Below are 15,863 nucleotides of genomic sequence, written 5' to 3'. Positions count from 1 at the left end.
GAGGTGATGGGGGTGGGTGGGGGCGGACAGCCGATTTTGGTTGGAACACTACCACGCCCTCCGTCATCCTCGGCCTTGAGCCGAGGATCCATGCTCGCTGCCGTTTTCGCGCAGCCCACCCCACCTCTCCGTCATCCTCGGGCTTGACCCGAGGATCCATAGCCAAGCACTCTGCTTGCATGTGTTCTAGGACGAATGCCCCTTGCTCTGCCAGGTACTGACCACCAACACCGCGCTCGCCGCATGGATCCTCGGCTCAAGGCCGAGGATGACGGAGTTTGTGGGAACCAGTCTGCAAAACCGCACCCCCACACTGCTGGAATCGTTCCGGCATCTCGCCTCTTGCCAATCGCGTCTCCCCACCCTCCGTCCTCCTCGGCCTTGAGCCGAGGATCGGGCTTGACCTGAGGACCCATGGCCAAGCACTCTGTGGCAACCACGCTAAAGGAAACCCCATGAGCCGCATTTTCATCACCGGTTCCACCGATGGCCTCGGCCTTGCCGCCGCCCGCACCCTGATGAAGGAGGGCCATGACGTCGTGCTGCACGCCCGCTCCCTGGAGCGCGCCTCCGCCCTCGCCGAGATTTCGCCCACCGCCCTCGGCATCGTCATCGGCGATCTCGCCAGCGCCACGGAAACGCGATCGATTGCCGAGCAGGTCAACGCCATCGGCCGCATGGACGCCGTCATCCACAATGCCGGCATCTACCTCGAGCGGAGCCGGGGCGAAACGCCGGAAGGTCACGCAAAGACGCTGGCGGTGAATGTGCTTGCCCCCTATCTGCTAACCGCCTGGATCACCCGCCCCGATCGCCTGGTCTATCTCAGCAGCGGCATGCACCGCAGCGGCAACAGCGCCCTTGACGATATCGACTGGAAGAAGCGGCCGTGGAACGCCAGCCAGGCCTACTCGGAAAGCAAGCTCTACATCGCCACCCTCGCCGCTGCCATCGCCCGCCACTGGCCGGAAGTTCTGAGCAACGCGGTGGACCCCGGCTGGGTGCCGACAAAGATGGGCGGCGCCGGCGCCCCCGACGACCTCGAAATGGGGCATCTCACGCAGACGTGGCTGGCGGCAAGCGAGGATGAAGCTGCGAAGGTCAGCGGTGGGTATTGGTATCATCGGCAGCGGCGGGAGGCGGCGGCGGAGGTTGGTGATGCGGGGTTTCAGGATGGGCTGGTGGAGAAGCTTGCCGGGTTGACTGGCGTTCGTCTGTTTGCGGAGCACGGGTGACGCGAAACCTCCGCAAGGCGCGGTTCAACCATCCCGTCCGAAACCAGCCCGACGCGGCAATGGCATCTTGACGAGCACCTCTTCCTGATGGACGGGATCGCCGAACCGCTGGCCGAGCTGCAGCCGATATGCCCCCGGAGGACCGCGCCATCTGCGCCCGTACCCTCTTCGGCGCAGTCCACGGCGTCGTCAGCATCAGCCTGGATAGCTGCTTCGGCGGGTTACCGCCGGCGCGGCTTGCACGGGAGGTGGGCTGGCGCAGACATTGCTGTGGGGCAGAGATGGGTGGGTTCACGTCCGCCAGAGAGATTTTAATTTTCTCGCACAGCCCATCAAAGGCCTGGAAATCAAGTTTCCGGCATCGCCGACCGGGCGTGTTGAGCCATTCTTAAGTCCCCGCTCCTGTCCCACCTGATGTGCGGTGTCAACGATTGTCGCTTGCGAGAGATAGGTCCTCGCGATAGCCATGCTATGACTGTTGTAATCATCGCAGATCACTCTGTGTATTATCTGCAATGCGGTGACGACTCATTCTCTCTCCGCTATTCATGATCTCCGAAGAGAAGATTTCAAGAATCTAGTGAATGAGAGTGTCAGAGAATGAATGCGGTCGAAATCGAGGAGGCAGTATCTGAGCTTGCCAATCAGCCTTTCGACGCCACCGAGTTTCCGTTCGCGTTCCTTGCCGCCTTCGGCAATAAGGAAACCACCATCAAGCGACTGCGAACGCCATCGGCGAACGCGTCAGATGTTGCTGGCGGCGTGCTTCAGAGAAGCAATATCCACATTGCCACCTGCCCGGAAGGCAAGGTCGGCGAGGCGCTAGTCGCGCTACGCAACAGCCCAAAGACCACGACGAACAAAGCCAAGTTCATTCTTGCGACCGATGGCGTTTTTTTCGAAGCGGAAGACCTCGCCAGCAGCGAGACCGTCGCCTGCGCCTATCCGAATTTTCCCGATCACTTCGGTTTCTTTCTGCCGCTGGCAGGGATCACTACCGTCAAGCAAATCCGTGAAAGCTCGTTCGACATCCGGGCCACGGGACGGTTGAACAAACTCTACGTTGAGCTTCTCAAAGATAACCCCGGCTGGGCCACCTCAGCGCGCCGCCCGGACATGAACCACTTCATGGCCCGGCTGATCTTCTGCTTTTTCGCGGAAGACACCGATATCTTCAACGGCGAGGGCGTGTTCACCTCCACCATCGATCAGATGAGCGAACGAGATTCTTCGAACACGCATGAGGTCATTAGTACACTATTCCGGGCGATGAATATCAGGATTGAGGATAGACCAAAGGCAAGTCTTCCGCGGTGGGCCAACGGCTTTCCCTATGTGAACGGCGGCCTGTTCTCCGGCAGCACCGAGGCGCCAAGGTTCAGCAAGATTGCCCGGTCCTACCTTCTCCATATCGGTGGGCTGAACTGGAAGCTGATCAACCCCGATATCTTCGGGTCGATGATCCAGGCCGTTGCCGATGACGACGAGCGCGGCGCACTTGGCATGCACTACACCAGCGTTCCGAACATTCTCAAAGTTTTGAATCCGCTCTTTCTGGACGATCTGCGGGCAAGGCTGGAAGAAGCCGGCACGAATTCTCGTATGCTTCTGAACCTTCGACGCCGTATGTCGCGGATCAGGGTCTTCGATCCTGCTTGTGGGTCGGGAAACTTCCTCGTTATCTCCTACAAGCAGATGCGCGAGATTGAGGCGGAGATCAACAAGCGCCGCGGAGAGCACGAGCGGCGTACTGAAATCCCGCTGACGAATTTTCGCGGCATAGAACTTCGGGATTTCCCCGCCGAAATAGCCCGTCTCGCTTTGATCATCGCCGAATATCAGTGCGACGTGCTTTATCGAGGGCAGAAGGAAGCCTTGGCAGAATTCTTACCGCTTGACGCCGACAACTGGATCGTTTGCGGCAATGCGCTTCGGCTTGACTGGATGAGTATCTGCCCGCCAAATGGGGCAGCCGTTAAACTACATGCTGACGATCTTTTTCATACTCCACTTAATCAATCACAGATTGATTTTGACAACGAAGGTGGCGAAATCTACGTCTGCGGAAACCCGCCCTATTTAGGTTCGACTTGGCAATCGAACGAGCAGAAGTCTGATCTGAAGTCGATTTTCGACGGAAGGACGTCGAGCTGGAAATCGCTCGACTACGTAGCGGGTTGGTTCATGAAAGCGGCGGACTATGGCACAAAGACCAACGCCGTCGCTGCATTTGTGTCTACCAACTCTGTTTGCCAGGGACAGCAAGTTCCGATCCTTTGGCCACTCATCTTCGAAACGGGGCATGCCATCAGCTTTGCACATGCCAGTTTCAAGTGGGCAAATCTTGCCAGCTACAATGCGGGCGTTACCGTTATCATTGTCGGCATTTCCAATCATGCAGAAAAGGTTCGGCGTCTTTTCTCGGTTCAGGAAGACGGCACGTTGATCCTCCGAGAGGCGGAATACATAAATGCTTACTTGGTCCCAGGCCAGAATATTGTGGTCGATAAAGCCCAAAAGGCTGTCGGCGGGCTGCCAGAAATGGTCAGGGGCAATATGCCCTATGACGGCGGGCATCTCTTGTTGTCATCTGATGAGCTGAAGGACCTTAATCTGACCACGACGCAGGAGGCTCGGTTCGTCAGACGGATATTCGGCTCCGCAGAATTTATTCGCGGCATCGACCGATATTGCCTCTGGATTGAAGATCGATACCTTGATGAGGCAATGGAGATCGAAAGTATTCGACGTCGCATAGAGGGAGTTCGTGCAATGCGGCTGGCTAGTCGCGATAAAGGTGCCAACGAAATGGCACGTCGCGCCCATCAAATGCGTGAAATGAACATTGGACGAAATCAAACGATTGCTGTTCCGGCAATCACCTCTGAGAACCGTGAGTTCCTCCCGTGCGGCCTCTTGGACAACAACACAACTGTGACCAACAAGGTCTATGCAATATACGATGCTCCGCTTTGGAACATGGCTCTTATCGCCTCAAGACTTCACTGGGTTTGGATCGGCACAGTGTGCGTCCGATTGGAAATGCGCTTTTCATATTCCAATACCCTCGGTTGGAATACCTTCCCGGTGCCCGTGCTGACGGAAAAGAACAAGGCCGACCTGACCCACTGCGCTGAAGGTATCCTGCTTGCGCGCGAAGCGCGCTTCCCGGCAACAATCGCTGATCTTTACGCCCCTGACACAATGCCTGCCGACCTACGAGCCGCCCATGAGCGAAACGACGAAGTCTTGGAGCGCATATACATCGGTCGTAGGTTTCGCAACGACACGGAACGCCTTGAGAAACTCTTCGACTTGTACACCAAAATGAACGCCGAAAAGGCACAGAAGAAACCGACACGAAAAGGCGCGGCCTGACTCATGACCACGACAAAAGCCATTCCATCGGTTTCCATGCGCACCGCCGGGACAGGTGCATCCACCAAGGCCAATGAACTCGGCATGCGCACCATGCAGGAGCGTGCTTATGAGCACCGCGGCGAGCAATACCTGCTGATCAAGTCGCCCCCGGCGTCTGGTAAGTCACGTGCCCTCATGTTCATAGCCCTCGACAAACTCCACAATCAGGGTGTTCGAAAGGCGATCATCGTCGTGCCGGAACGATCTATCGGCAGCAGCTTCGCCGACGAGCCGCTTTCGAATTACGGTTTCTGGGCCGACTGGATCGTGAAGCCCCGGTGGAACCTCTGCAATGTCGCCGGCATTGAGAACACGTCCGTCGCCAAGTCCAAGGTCAAAGCCGTGAGCCAGTTCCTCGAAAGCGAGGACCGGGTTCTGGTATGCACCCACGCCACCTTCCGCTTTGCTGTCGAAGAGATCGGAATTGAAGCCTTTGATGACTGCGTGATAGCCGTGGACGAGTTTCACCACGTGTCCGCCAATCCTGACAACAAGCTCGGTGCGCAGCTCGGGCAGTTTCTTTCCCGAGACAGGGTTCATCTGGTCGCCATGACGGGGTCTTACTTTCGTGGCGATGCCGAGGCCGTGCTCGCACCGCAGGACGAGTCAAAGTTCGTCACAGTGACGTATACCTACTATGAGCAGCTCAACGGCTACGATCATCTGAAGTCGCTGGATATCGGCTATTTCTTCTATTCCGGCCGCTATCTCGACGCCATCACCAAGGTCCTCGACCCAGCACTTAAGACGATAGTTCACATACCAAACGTAAATTCTCGCGAGAGCACCAAGGACAAGGTGAAAGAGGTCAACGAGATCATGGACGCTCTCGGCACATGGGAAGGCGAAGACCCCAAGACTGGGTTCCATCTCGTGCGATTGGCCGATGGACGTGTCATTAAGGTCGCCGATCTCGTTGATGACGAGTCGGTACGTCGAGACAAAGTCGTGTCAGCGCTCAAAGACCCCAATCGCAAGAACGACCGCGATCACGTAGACATCATCATCGCACTCGGTATGGCAAAGGAAGGTTTTGACTGGATTTGGTGCGAGCATGCGTTGACAGTTGGGTACCGCGCCAGTTTAACCGAGATCATTCAGATCATCGGACGCGCCACCCGCGACGCCCCCGGCAAGTCGTCGGCAAAATTCACCAACCTGATCGCCGAACCTGACGCTAGTGAAGAGGCCGTGGTGGATGCCGTCAACGACACGCTAAAGGCGATTGCTGCCAGCCTGTTGATGGAACAGGTACTCGCCCCGCGCTTCAATTTCACGCCGAAGAACGCAGACAGCGGGCCGCTGCCAGACTTTGACTATGGCGAAAAAGGTTACGATCCCAAGGGAACGAATGTCGGCTTTAGCGAGGCGACCGGCCAGTTCCATTTCGAGATCAACGGCCTTGTGACGCCGCAGAGCAATGAAGCAAAGCGTATCTGCCAGGAAGACCTCAACGAGGTGATTACGGCATTCGTTCAGGACAAGCCGGCCTTGGAGAAGGGCTTGTTCGATGACGAGACCGTACCGGAGGAACTAACCCAAGTCCGCATGGGCAAAATCGTCAAGGATCGCTATCCCGAACTCAGTGATGTCGATCAAGAAGCAATTCGGCAGCACGCAATCGCCGCCTTGAACCTGACGCAGAAGGCGAAAGCCATCGCCGCCGAATTGGAAGACTCCGGGCTGTTGAAGGGCGGATCGGCGCTGATCGACGGCGTCCGCAAATTCGCGATGGACGTCCGCAATCTCGACATCGATATGATCGACAGGATCAATCCGTTCGAAGCTGCCTATTCGATCCTGGCTAAATCGATGAGCGAACAGACCCTGAAACAGGTCGCCGCGGTGATCGCGAGCAAGAAGATCAGTATTCCCTACGAGGAAGCCCGGGACTTGGCGTTGCGGGCCAGGAAGTTCATGCAGGAGCGCGGCCGTGCGCCTGACATCACATCTGCCGACGCATGGGAAAAACGGATGGCGGAAGGCGTAGTCGCGTTGAAACGGCATGTAGAGCAGCAGAAGAATGGCTGATATCTCCGACGACGACCTGCTCGCCGAACTCGGTGCAGCACCAGAGGCGAAGAAGCAGAGCACAAGGACTCCACGCGAAGAACGGATCATCGCGGGGTTCGAGGACATCCTCCGGTTCCGCGAGGAACATGGTCGTGTGCCACAGCACGGCGAGGAGCGCGATATCTTCGAGCGCCTCTATGCAATGCGCCTCGACAGGCTGCGCGCGCAGGAGGATTGCCGAACACTGCTTCGGGAATTCGACCGATATGGCTTGCTGCCGACCCCACCTGCCGCCGGCAATGACGAAGAGATGGACGACGACGCTCTGTTGGCAGAACTCGGCGTCGAGCCGATCGGCGACGTAGACCTCACCGAGTTGACTCATGTGAAGCCCCGAACGGAAGTCCGCGCCGCAGAGGAGGTCGCCGACCGGACACCGTGCGTAGACTTCGAAACGTTCAAGCCGTTGTTCGCTCGGGTCAGAGACGACCTAGACAAGGCCACGCGTGAGACCCGACGTTTCGGAGAAGACGCGGACGTCAAGCAGGGTGAGTTCTTTATTTTGGGTGGCCAGATGGCGCTTGTCGCCGCGTTGGGCGACGAATTCAAAACGGACTACGGCAGGCCGGATCGGCGCCTTCGGGTCGTCTTCGACAATGGCACTGAAAGCGACTTACTGCTCCGATCGTTCCAGCGTGCGCTATACAAGGACGACGCCGGACGCCGAATTACAGACCCGAATGCGGGGCCTTTGTTCGGCGGGGCAGCGGACGACGAAGACCTCGCGAGCGGCACCATCTATGTCCTGCGAAGCAAATCCGACCATCCCGACGTCGCCGCGCATCGAGATCTGATTCACAAGGTAGGCGTCACGGGCGGAACGGTGGAGGCGCGGATCGCGCAGGCGGCACTCGACTCCACCTACCTCCTTGCGGATGTCGAAGTCGTCGCGACCTACAAGCTCTTCAACATCAACCGTACAAGGCTGGAAAACGTCTTGCACCGCGTGCTGTCTCCGGCACGCCTTGATCTAACTATTCAGGACCGATTCGGAAATCCAGTGAAGCCGAAGGAATGGTATCTGGTGCCGCTCCACGTCATCGATGAGGTCGTGGCGAAAGTGAAGGATGGGACGATAAGGTCGTACGAATACGATCCGTCAGCGGCAATGCTCCGCCGATTTTCTTAGCGGTAACCTACTGATGTCGCCGATACCGAATATGTGATGTCACATTGTGAATGGCTCTTTCCCAGCGCACCACACCTCAGTCGGCATCACCCCGTTAGACAGAGCGAAACTTCAATCGACCAAGCATTATAGCCCACACCGGTGAATTGGCGTGGGCAAATACGACGACTTCACCGGCTGTAGAGCGAGCATGTGTTCTTGACTTCGGTCAGCCCTCAACCAGGATCTTAATGGCAGAAGGATCAACGCCAAACGTAAGCGCCAAACGGCGCTTTGCTTCGGGGATGGTAAGCGGTTCATCGATGACCGGGGCCGGGGCAGCAAGCATCGGCCCATCGGCATCTGCTAGGTCCTCTTCTTCGACTTCATCGCTGGCTACACCAAACAGCGGCACTCGATCGAAGGGCGGAAACGCCAATCCAATGCCCGCGCCGACGAACGAAGTCGGTTCACGCGCCTCCTTATTATAGAGGGAAATCCAGTTTCCGTGCGAGATATCGATGTTCGGATTTGCGGCGTGCCGTGCCCTATAATTCTTGTTCAGGCGGTCACGGACCTCTGAGGCCGTGAAGTCGTGAACGAGGGCGATCTTTTCCTTCCCCTCCTCGCGGGTATTAAGGGCAACGACAATAACCCGTTGGACATCCACATCATCCATACCCAACCACTTGCCAGTGCTGTCATCGCGGGGGAACGCAAACCACTGGTCCTGCGACGTTCGAATAGCGACGTTGAATTCTTCCTTACCCTTCTTCACGCGGCGCAAGCTCTTTTTCCCGGCGCGCGGAACACGTGAAATCTCATAGCCTTTCCTCTCAAGATATTCGATACCGATTTCAAAAAGTCTCTTGGCGTATTGAACCTTTTCAGGTGTCGCATAAATGTTGGTCATTTCGTTCTCAGTTCTCTTTGATTAACTCCCCATAGTTTGACGATTGCCACATCTAAAATCAAGACAAATCCATAAGAAATGCAAATAAGGAAATATATTCTTCCGTTTGTATAAGGCAACCTCATACTAAATCAATTAGCCGATATTGTTGGTAAAATGTTCTCTTCTGTTTAGTGGCGTGGGGTTAGGCGGAGCCTCGCCTTACAACGATGCGGAAGCCGAAGAGGTGTGTGCGGATCGCTTTCCAACCTGCCTGCACTCGGATAGCCGACGACAGAAGAGGAATTGCAGCGGCGGCCCAGAAAAGCTGGGCGCCTTAGACGGCTCATAAAGATATAAATACAATCCTATAGTTATCTTTATGATGTGATCATAAGGCCAGCGCTGCGTCGTGAGGCGCAAATCAGCAAGAAAGGCATAAAAATCGTGGCTGGGGCGCCTGGATTCGAACCAGGGATGACGGTACCAAAAACCGTTGCCTTACCGCTTGGCGACGCCCCACCAGAGCTTGAGCGGAAACCGCCTGCTCAAATCGACGCCTGATTAGCAAAGCTCTTCGCCTGTCACAATGACTAAGTTTAACCCGGCGCAGATTTATGCGCTGCGCAGCACCCGCCGTCGTGCTAGGAATTGGCGACGTCATCGGCCCGAGATCATTCCTTCATGGACAGTCCCGCATTCGACCTCGCTTTCGAGCCGGCCTATGGGCAGGCCGTGCCGGTTGTTTCGGGTGTCGAGCGGATTACAGTGAACAATCCCGGGCCTTTCACCTTTTTCGGCACCAACAGCTATATCGTCGGCTCCTCTTCGGTCGCGGTCATCGATCCCGGGCCGGAGGACGAGGCGCATTATCAGGCGCTGATGGCGGCCCTTGCCGGCCGCGCGGTGACGCATATCTTCGTCAGCCACACGCATCGCGACCACTCGCCGCTGGCAAAGCGCCTGCAGGCGGCAACGGGGGCGGTGACGGTGGGGCAAGGGCCGCACCGGCCGGCGCGGCCGCTGCGCGATGGCGAGATCAATCCCTTTTCCGAAAGCTCGGATCTATCCTTCGTGCCCGATATGGCGATCGGCGATGGTGAGACGATTGCGGGCGATGGCTGGGCGCTGAGCGCGGTGCTGACGCCGGGGCATACGGCCAATCATGCCGCCTTCGCGCTTGCGGGTCGTGACATCCTATTCTCCGGCGATCACGTCATGGCCTGGTCGACCTCGATCGTCGCGCCGCCGGATGGTTCGATGGCGGATTATATGGAATCGCTCGACCGGCTGATTGAGCGCGAGGACCGTCTGCTGCTGCCCGGCCATGGCGGGCCGGTGACGGAACCCTCGACTTTCCTCCGGGCGCTGAAGGCGCATCGCCTCAAGCGCGAGCAGGCGGTGCTGGCGCGCGTCCAGGCGGGCGACCAGCGGATTGCCGAGATGGTGAAGGTGATCTATCGCGATACCGATCCGAAGCTGCATGGGGCGGCCGCCCTTTCGGTGCTCGCCCATATCGAGGATCTTCTGGAGCGCGGCGAGATTGCGGCGGACGGGCCGCCTTCGCTTGCCGCCCTCTACCGGCCGGCAACAGGGAGATAGGGATGACGCCTCGAGCCGATTACAGCTATCGCAGCGATGCCGATGTGCCCGCCTTTGCCGATGACCGGCCGCTGATCATCTTTGATGGCGAATGCGTGTTCTGCTCCGGCTGGGTGAAATTCGCGCTGAAACATGACAAGCAGCGATACCGGTTCCTCGCGGCGCAGACGCCGCTCGGCGCAGCGCTCTACCGGCATTACGGGCTGCACGCGCGCGACTACGAGACCAATATCCTGATCGAAAATGGCCGAGCCTTCTTCAAGTCCGACGGCTCGATCCGCATGGTGGCCGGCCTCGGCTTTCCCTGGTCGCTGGTGAAGGTTTTCCGGCTGCTGCCGCGCCGCCTTGCCGATGCGCTTTATGAATTCATCGCCCGCAACCGGCTGAAGATCGCCGGCCGGCAGAGCTGCATGGTGCCGACGGCGGAGCAGCGCAGCCGGTTCATCACATGAGCGGCGAGAGGCTCTCGCTGCTGATCATCGGCGGTTACGGCACGTTCGGCGGGCGGCTGGCGCGGCTGCTTGGCGATGAACCCAGGCTCCGGCTGTTGATCGCCGGACGCTCGCTCGAAAAGGCGGATGATTTCGTGGCGGAGCTGCGCTCGCCGAGAGGTTGGGCCGGGCGCCTCGGCGGCAACGATCTCGGCGCATGGCTGCAGGCGGTCGCCTTCGATCGTGACGGCGATCTCATCGAGCAGCTGACGCGGCTGCGGCCGGATCTCGTCGTCGATGCCTCGGGACCGTTCCAGAGTTTCGGGGAAGACCCCTATAAGGTCGTGCGCGCCTGCATCGGGCTCGACATCGATTATGCCGATCTTGCCGACAGCACCGGATTCGTCGCCGGCATCAGCGGGCTCGATGCCGAGGCAAAGGCAAAGGGCGTTTTTGCGCTCTCCGGCCTCAGCAGCCTGCCGGCGCTCTCCTTCGCGGCGCTCGCGGCGATGGCGCCGCAGTTCTCCCGTATCGACAGCGTGGCGGCGGGCATTGCCCCGTCGGCGCATGTGAAGATCGGCCTCAATGTCGTCCGGGCGATATCGAGCTATGCCGGCAAGCCGGTGGCGGTGCTGCGCGAGGGGCGGCCGGCCGCAGGGTCGGGGCTGATCGACGACATGCGGGTGACGATCGCGCCGCCCGGCGTGGCGCCGCTCGCCAGCCGGAAATTCCTGCTGGTCGATGCGCCCGATCTTGCGCTGCTGCCGCAGCACATTGCCGGCCTGCAATCGACCTTCACCGGCGTCGGCACCGAGCCGCAGGCGCTGCAGCGGCTGCTTGGGCTTGCCGCCCGGCTGGTGCGCCTCCGGCTGCTGCCGTCGCTCAAGCCGTTTTCCAGGGTGCTGCAGGAAGCCAGCCACCGCTTCGCCCTCGGCGCTCATCGCGGCGGCATGTTCGTGCGCGCCGGCGGGCTCGATCGCGATGGGCGGCGGATCACATCCAGCTGGGATCTGATTGCCGAAGGCGATGACGGGCCGTTCGTTCCGGTCATCGCCGTGGAGGCGCTGGTGCGCCGGCTGCTTGAAGGCATCCGGCCCGAGAGTGGCGCGCGGCCGGCGGCGGGGGAATTGTCGCTTGCGGATTTCGAAGCGGCCTTCCGGCGGTTCAAGATCACCTCAGGCATCCGGCTGGACTACGAGGAGGAGCCGCTGCCGCTCTACCGGCGCATTCTCGGCAGCGCCTGGCAGCAGCTGCCGCCCGCCCTTGCCGCGATCCATGCCGGCGGCACGCGCCTTGCCTCCGGCCGGGCACGGATCGAGCGCGGCGGCGGGCTGCTCGCCCGGCTCGTCGCCGGCGTGATCGGCTTTCCCCCGGCGGGCGACGATGTGCCGGTCGCGGTGCGCTTTGCCGCCGATGGCGACGGGGAGATCTGGACGCGCACATTCGGGGGCAAGACGTTCCGCAGCTGGCAGGCCGAGGGCAAGGGCAGCGACCGGCACCTGCTCGCCGAGGTCTTCGGTCCGTTCCGGGTGCTCTTGGCGCTGGTGCCGGAGGGCGACAGGCTGCGGCTTGTCGTGCGCGGCTGGCGGTTTTGCGGGGTCCCGCTGCCGCTGTTCCTGGCGCCCGGCGGCGATACTTACGAGGAGGAGCGGGATGGGCGGTTTCATTTTCACGTCGAGATCGGCGGGCGGCTGACCGGGCTGATGGTGCGGTATTCGGGGTGGTTGGTGCTGGAGTGAGCCCTCTCCAGCCTCATCCTGAGGTGCGTAGCCCACAGGGCGAAGCCTCGAAGGACGGGGCTGGCCACTGGTGCCACCCGCCCTCGTCCTTCGAGGCCCCTGCGGGGCACCTCAGGATGAGGGCTGATCGTTGTGCGTGGCACCTGCCAGCCTCTCTGCGGTGTGCCGTGGCAGGCACGGCGCGCCCTCGCTCCAGCCTGATGGCGCGCCCTCTCTCCAGCCACCCTCTCCTCCGTCATTCCTGTGTCCTCGGGGCTTTGCCCGAGGGAATGAGGGAGGTTAGTTGGGTGATATGGCAGGAGCGTCGAGTTTGCGGTGCTGGAAGTGCGTTGAGTTTGCCGCACCCTCTCCCGGCCCTTCGCTTTGGGCTCAGGGCGTTCGCAACTGCAATCGATTCGCCGGATCGATTGCTGGCGCTTTGCGCCACCGTTGCTCACCCACCCGCAAGCCCCAGCAACTCAGCATCGAGCGCCTTCAAATAATCGCCGGCGATTGCGGCGCTGAAGCCGAGGTCGTGTTGGCCGTAGCGGGAGGCAACGCGGATGTCGACGAAGGTGGTTTCGGCCTCTTCGCGCAGCCGGATGAGGATATCGAAGCGCAGGCCGAGGATCAGCGTGCGGTTGGTCGCCTGCAGCGTCACGCCGTTGGCGCCGCGGATCAGCTTGGCGACATCGTCGTCATAGGGGCGCGGCGTCGGCACGGGAACGATGCCGGGCGCATCGGCGACGGCCTCGTCACCGGCTGCGGGTTTTGCCGGTCTGTCCTCCGGCTCGTGATCCGGCTCTGTCGTGCCGGTACTCCTGACGATGACAAAGCCGCTCTGCTTGGCGACCTTGCGCACCGCCTCCAGCACGCGGTCGAGCGCGCCCTCATAACGCCGGCCGGTGAGCTCGGGATAGGCGGCGATCTGCTTTTCGCGATCCTCCGGCGTCACAAGATTGCGCCTCAGCCAGATCTGATCGGCTTTCGGGGTCGACAGCCAGTCCGGGGCCGAGATCGGATCGGTGGAGACGTCGTAGATATCGGGCAGCGTCATGTAACGCTCGGCGGCAAAGGCCCCGATGCCGAGCGGAAAGGCGGCATAGATCAGCGCGGCAAGCGCGGCAAGCCCGCCTTCGGCCCCCGTCATCCAGAGGCTGCGCAGGCCGACGGCTGCCAGCAGCGCGGCGAGCAGCGCGAAGCCGGCGGCGGTGAACAAAAGCAGCACGAGATAGGGGGTGGCAAGCCCGCCGAAGCGATGGGCGATCAGCACCGCCAGCGCCAGAACCAGGGAAAACGCCCCGAGCAGCCGCGAAACGCGGGCGGCGCTGGAAACGGGACGGTCGTAACGGATGGCCATCAAACTTACCGGTTGCTCGTCAGCGCCGCGCCCTCAACCACGCAAATCGCCATATCCCTGTTTAGAGCATGATGCGGAAAGGTGTGAAGCGGTTTTCGGACGACATCATGCTCTATTTCTTTGATTAAGAGCCTTTCCTGGTTAGATTGAAGCATTCTGCCGGAGCAGGTTTTCGTCAGGGCAGAGGCGATTGGCGATGGGCATACCCCAGGTACGCCCGAGCCGATCGCCTCTGATCCTGGCGGAAAGATGCCCGGCCCTTCGGGTTGGCTGAAACGGGCCGACTGATCGACCGGCCGGCTTGGCCGTAGAACTGGGCTACGACGCGCGCCGGCCGGTCGACCATCCGACTCCGTTTGAGCCAACAGAATGCTTCAATCTAACCAGGAAAGGCTCTAGATCCGGATTCAGATTTTTGGCCAGCCCGGCCTAAAATCATCCGGATCCGGGCAAGATTCGGCTGAATTGAATCTGTTGTCTCGGAATATCCGATGGGATTTACCCGAGATGGCCGGGGCGATGGCCGGGCCGATTCATGCGCCCTTGCTGATATGGCAAAAAAAGGTCATTCTGCCGCGGTTTTTATCTCCTCACGGTGAAGACAGGAGAGGCGGGATGATTTCACCCGAGATAGCAGCAAGGCCGCAGGCGTCTGCGCTTGGCGGGATCGACCACAGCGAGCCGATGCTGCCGATGGAGCTCGTCGAGCTCGAACTTTCACTCGAAGGCTATGCCGACGGCGATGCCGGCTTCTGCGAGGCGGTGCGCCAGGCGGCGAACCGGGCGGGCGGCGAATTGCTGTTCGACCTGCCGGCCGGCGGCCTGATTACGGATTGCCGGCGCATCGCCGTGCTGCGCATTCCCGATGGCGAAAGCGAGAGGCGCGTCGTGCTGGCGCTGCTCGATTATGCCGGCACCGAAATCCGCATGCAGGCGCCCGACGAGGAGACCGCGCATCTGGTGCGCTTCGCCGATGCCTTCATCGAAGTGCTGGAGCGGATCTGAACTTCTGAATCAGCGCCGCTCGGCCGCGGCCTCCGCGAGGCTGCGGAAGGGGAACTTGCGGCCGCATTCGCATTTGAGCATGAAGCTTTCCTGGTGGTTGGAAGGGCGCTGCACGCCAAAGCCGCGCGGCAGCTGATCGACCTTGAAATCCGGATGCTTGCGCTTGGGATCGTCGATCTCCGAGGCCTCGGCAAAGCCGGTATTGCCGCATTGCGGGCAGTTCAGTTTCTTCGAAAATCGATCGCGGATGGCCATGCTGGTTTCCATGCTTGAGAGGCTTCCTCATACAGAGGAATGCCGGCTCGTGAAAGTGGAACCATCTCCCGGCGATGCCGTTCCCTTGTCGAAAAGGAGGCGATCATGCCGAACAAAGATCCGATCCCCAATGCCGATCCGCCGCGCGGGCCGACCCCGACACCCGGCATTCCCGACCCCACTCAGGAAAAACCGCCGCTGACGCCGGCCGAGGATCCGGCCGATACGAAGAACCCGCAAGACCGCCCACTCGACCCGGCGCTGCTGCCGATCGGCGATCCGGCCGGGGCGGCGTAGCCTTCCATTCTCCCTCTGGCGGCGCGCTTGGCGCAAACGCAAACCACACTCTCCGTCATCCCAGGCCGTGAGCCTGGGATCCATGCAACTGCTGCCGATGGGTGCGGCGTGGATGCTCGGCTCAAGGCCGATCCTCGGCTCAAGGCCGAGGATTACGGAGGGTGGGGCGGACACTCGCTCGTTCTTGTGCGGAGTCTCCCTACTCTGGCGGCGCGTTTGGCGAAAACCGCCCACCACACTCTCCGTCATCCCAGGCCTTGAGCCTGGGATCCATGCAACTGCTGCCGATGGGTGCGGCGTGGATGCTCGGCTCAAGGCCGAGCATGACGGAGGGTGGGGTGGGCAGAAGAAACCATTTATAGGTCGGCATCCCTGTCAGCCATCCGCCAGCGAAACCAGGGACTCGCCCCGCGCCTACAGCTTGACGCCCGCAGCCGAATGGCCTTTCCTCAGGGAAAAGCAAGGAA

12 protein-coding genes, 1 tRNA gene and 1 pseudogene are annotated in these 15,863 nt (G+C 60.4%); 10 read left to right on the top strand and 4 right to left on the bottom strand.

Annotated features, from left to right (window positions below):
* Window positions 1–455 precede the first annotated feature (455 nt).
* From K6M89_RS07940 to K6M89_RS07920, 5 genes and pseudogenes are all read left to right on the top strand, one after another.
* Window positions 456–1,235 carry an SDR family NAD(P)-dependent oxidoreductase gene (locus tag K6M89_RS07940; RefSeq protein WP_222139023.1) on the top strand — a complete coding sequence of 260 codons (780 nt, stop codon included), beginning with the start codon at window positions 456–458 and terminating at the stop codon, window positions 1,233–1,235.
* Between the two features lie 2 nt (window positions 1,236–1,237).
* Window positions 1,238–1,486: pseudogene (locus tag K6M89_RS07935) on the top strand (TetR/AcrR family transcriptional regulator); the annotation flags it as partial.
* 349 nt (window positions 1,487–1,835) lie between these two features.
* Window positions 1,836–4,613 carry a class I SAM-dependent DNA methyltransferase gene (locus K6M89_RS07930; RefSeq protein ID WP_222139022.1) on the top strand — a complete coding sequence of 926 codons (2,778 nt, stop codon included), beginning with the start codon at window positions 1,836–1,838 and terminating at the stop codon, window positions 4,611–4,613.
* Between the two features lie 3 nt (window positions 4,614–4,616).
* Window positions 4,617–6,686, top strand: coding sequence for a DEAD/DEAH box helicase (locus K6M89_RS07925; protein WP_222139021.1), 2,070 nt, complete (start codon window positions 4,617–4,619; stop codon window positions 6,684–6,686).
* Complete coding sequence (locus K6M89_RS07920; RefSeq protein ID WP_182210977.1) at window positions 6,679–7,857, top strand: GIY-YIG nuclease family protein; 1,179 nt, start codon at window positions 6,679–6,681, stop codon at window positions 7,855–7,857. The genes K6M89_RS07925 and K6M89_RS07920 overlap by 8 nt, the downstream gene beginning before the upstream one ends.
* A 208-nt stretch (window positions 7,858–8,065) precedes the next feature.
* On the opposite strand, the gene K6M89_RS07915 is transcribed toward K6M89_RS07920, so the two are convergent.
* Entirely contained in the window at window positions 8,066–8,749 is a 684-nt protein-coding gene (locus K6M89_RS07915; protein WP_222139020.1) for a hypothetical protein, read from the bottom strand.
* Between the two features lie 427 nt (window positions 8,750–9,176).
* Window positions 9,177–9,250 (bottom strand) — tRNA-Gln (locus K6M89_RS07910).
* Window positions 9,251–9,412: 162 nt separating this feature from the next.
* Here K6M89_RS07910 and K6M89_RS07905 point away from each other — a divergent pair.
* From K6M89_RS07905 to K6M89_RS07895, 3 genes are read left to right on the top strand one after another with little or no spacing between them, the layout of a single operon-like run.
* Window positions 9,413–10,330: an MBL fold metallo-hydrolase gene (locus tag K6M89_RS07905; protein ID WP_222139019.1), complete on the top strand. Its 918-nt coding sequence runs from the start codon at window positions 9,413–9,415 to the stop codon at window positions 10,328–10,330.
* Between the two features lie 2 nt (window positions 10,331–10,332).
* Window positions 10,333–10,782 (top strand): thiol-disulfide oxidoreductase DCC family protein, encoded by a 450-nt coding sequence (locus K6M89_RS07900; RefSeq protein ID WP_222139018.1) that lies wholly within the window; start codon window positions 10,333–10,335, stop codon window positions 10,780–10,782.
* Window positions 10,779–12,500, top strand: a complete 1,722-nt coding sequence (locus K6M89_RS07895; RefSeq protein ID WP_222139017.1) for a saccharopine dehydrogenase family protein — start codon at window positions 10,779–10,781, stop codon at window positions 12,498–12,500. Before K6M89_RS07900 ends, K6M89_RS07895 begins: the two co-directional genes overlap by 4 nt.
* Before the next feature lie 433 nt (window positions 12,501–12,933).
* Here the strand turns inward: K6M89_RS07895 and K6M89_RS07890 are convergent, their stop codons facing one another.
* On the bottom strand, window positions 12,934–13,839 hold the full coding sequence (locus K6M89_RS07890) for a DUF1499 domain-containing protein (RefSeq protein WP_222139016.1): 906 nt from the start codon (window positions 13,837–13,839) through the stop codon (window positions 12,934–12,936).
* 615 nt (window positions 13,840–14,454) lie between these two features.
* Between K6M89_RS07890 and K6M89_RS07885 the strand changes: the two genes are divergently transcribed.
* A complete protein-coding gene (locus K6M89_RS07885) occupies window positions 14,455–14,844 on the top strand; it encodes a hypothetical protein (protein ID WP_222139015.1) in 390 nt (129 codons plus the stop codon).
* A 9-nt stretch (window positions 14,845–14,853) separates the two neighbouring features.
* On the opposite strand, the gene K6M89_RS07880 is transcribed toward K6M89_RS07885, so the two are convergent.
* Window positions 14,854–15,099: a hypothetical protein gene (locus K6M89_RS07880; RefSeq protein WP_097580089.1), complete on the bottom strand. Its 246-nt coding sequence runs from the start codon at window positions 15,097–15,099 to the stop codon at window positions 14,854–14,856.
* 105 nt (window positions 15,100–15,204) lie between these two features.
* Here K6M89_RS07880 and K6M89_RS07875 point away from each other — a divergent pair, with 105 nt between their 5' ends.
* Window positions 15,205–15,396, top strand: a complete 192-nt coding sequence (locus K6M89_RS07875; RefSeq protein ID WP_097663773.1) for a hypothetical protein — start codon at window positions 15,205–15,207, stop codon at window positions 15,394–15,396.
* Window positions 15,397–15,863: the final 467 nt, after the last annotated feature.

Origin of the sequence: Rhizobium croatiense, from assembly GCF_019793465.1 — a bacterium.
GTDB classification, from domain to species: Bacteria; Pseudomonadota; Alphaproteobacteria; order Rhizobiales; family Rhizobiaceae; genus Rhizobium; species Rhizobium croatiense.
The sequence above is the reverse complement of the archived record's forward strand: the minus strand, read 5'-3'. Positions and strand labels throughout refer to the sequence as shown.

Bases quoted from the DNA above. Each gene is read 5' to 3' on its own strand.
- K6M89_RS07940 (WP_222139023.1), top strand. From the start codon at position 456: ATGAGCCGCATTTTCATCACCGGTTCCACCGATGGCCTCGGCCTTGCC.
- K6M89_RS07930 (WP_222139022.1), top strand. From the start codon at position 1,836: ATGAATGCGGTCGAAATCGAGGAGGCAGTATCTGAGCTTGCCAATCAG.
- K6M89_RS07925 (WP_222139021.1), top strand. From the start codon at position 4,617: ATGACCACGACAAAAGCCATTCCATCGGTTTCCATGCGCACCGCCGGG.
- K6M89_RS07920 (WP_182210977.1), top strand. From the start codon at position 6,679: ATGGCTGATATCTCCGACGACGACCTGCTCGCCGAACTCGGTGCAGCA.
- K6M89_RS07915 (WP_222139020.1), bottom strand. From the start codon at position 8,749: ATGACCAACATTTATGCGACACCTGAAAAGGTTCAATACGCCAAGAGA.
- K6M89_RS07905 (WP_222139019.1), top strand. From the start codon at position 9,413: ATGGACAGTCCCGCATTCGACCTCGCTTTCGAGCCGGCCTATGGGCAG.
- K6M89_RS07900 (WP_222139018.1), top strand. From the start codon at position 10,333: ATGACGCCTCGAGCCGATTACAGCTATCGCAGCGATGCCGATGTGCCC.
- K6M89_RS07895 (WP_222139017.1), top strand. From the start codon at position 10,779: ATGAGCGGCGAGAGGCTCTCGCTGCTGATCATCGGCGGTTACGGCACG.
- K6M89_RS07890 (WP_222139016.1), bottom strand. From the start codon at position 13,839: ATGGCCATCCGTTACGACCGTCCCGTTTCCAGCGCCGCCCGCGTTTCG.
- K6M89_RS07885 (WP_222139015.1), top strand. From the start codon at position 14,455: ATGATTTCACCCGAGATAGCAGCAAGGCCGCAGGCGTCTGCGCTTGGC.
- K6M89_RS07880 (WP_097580089.1), bottom strand. From the start codon at position 15,099: ATGGCCATCCGCGATCGATTTTCGAAGAAACTGAACTGCCCGCAATGC.
- K6M89_RS07875 (WP_097663773.1), top strand. From the start codon at position 15,205: ATGCCGAACAAAGATCCGATCCCCAATGCCGATCCGCCGCGCGGGCCG.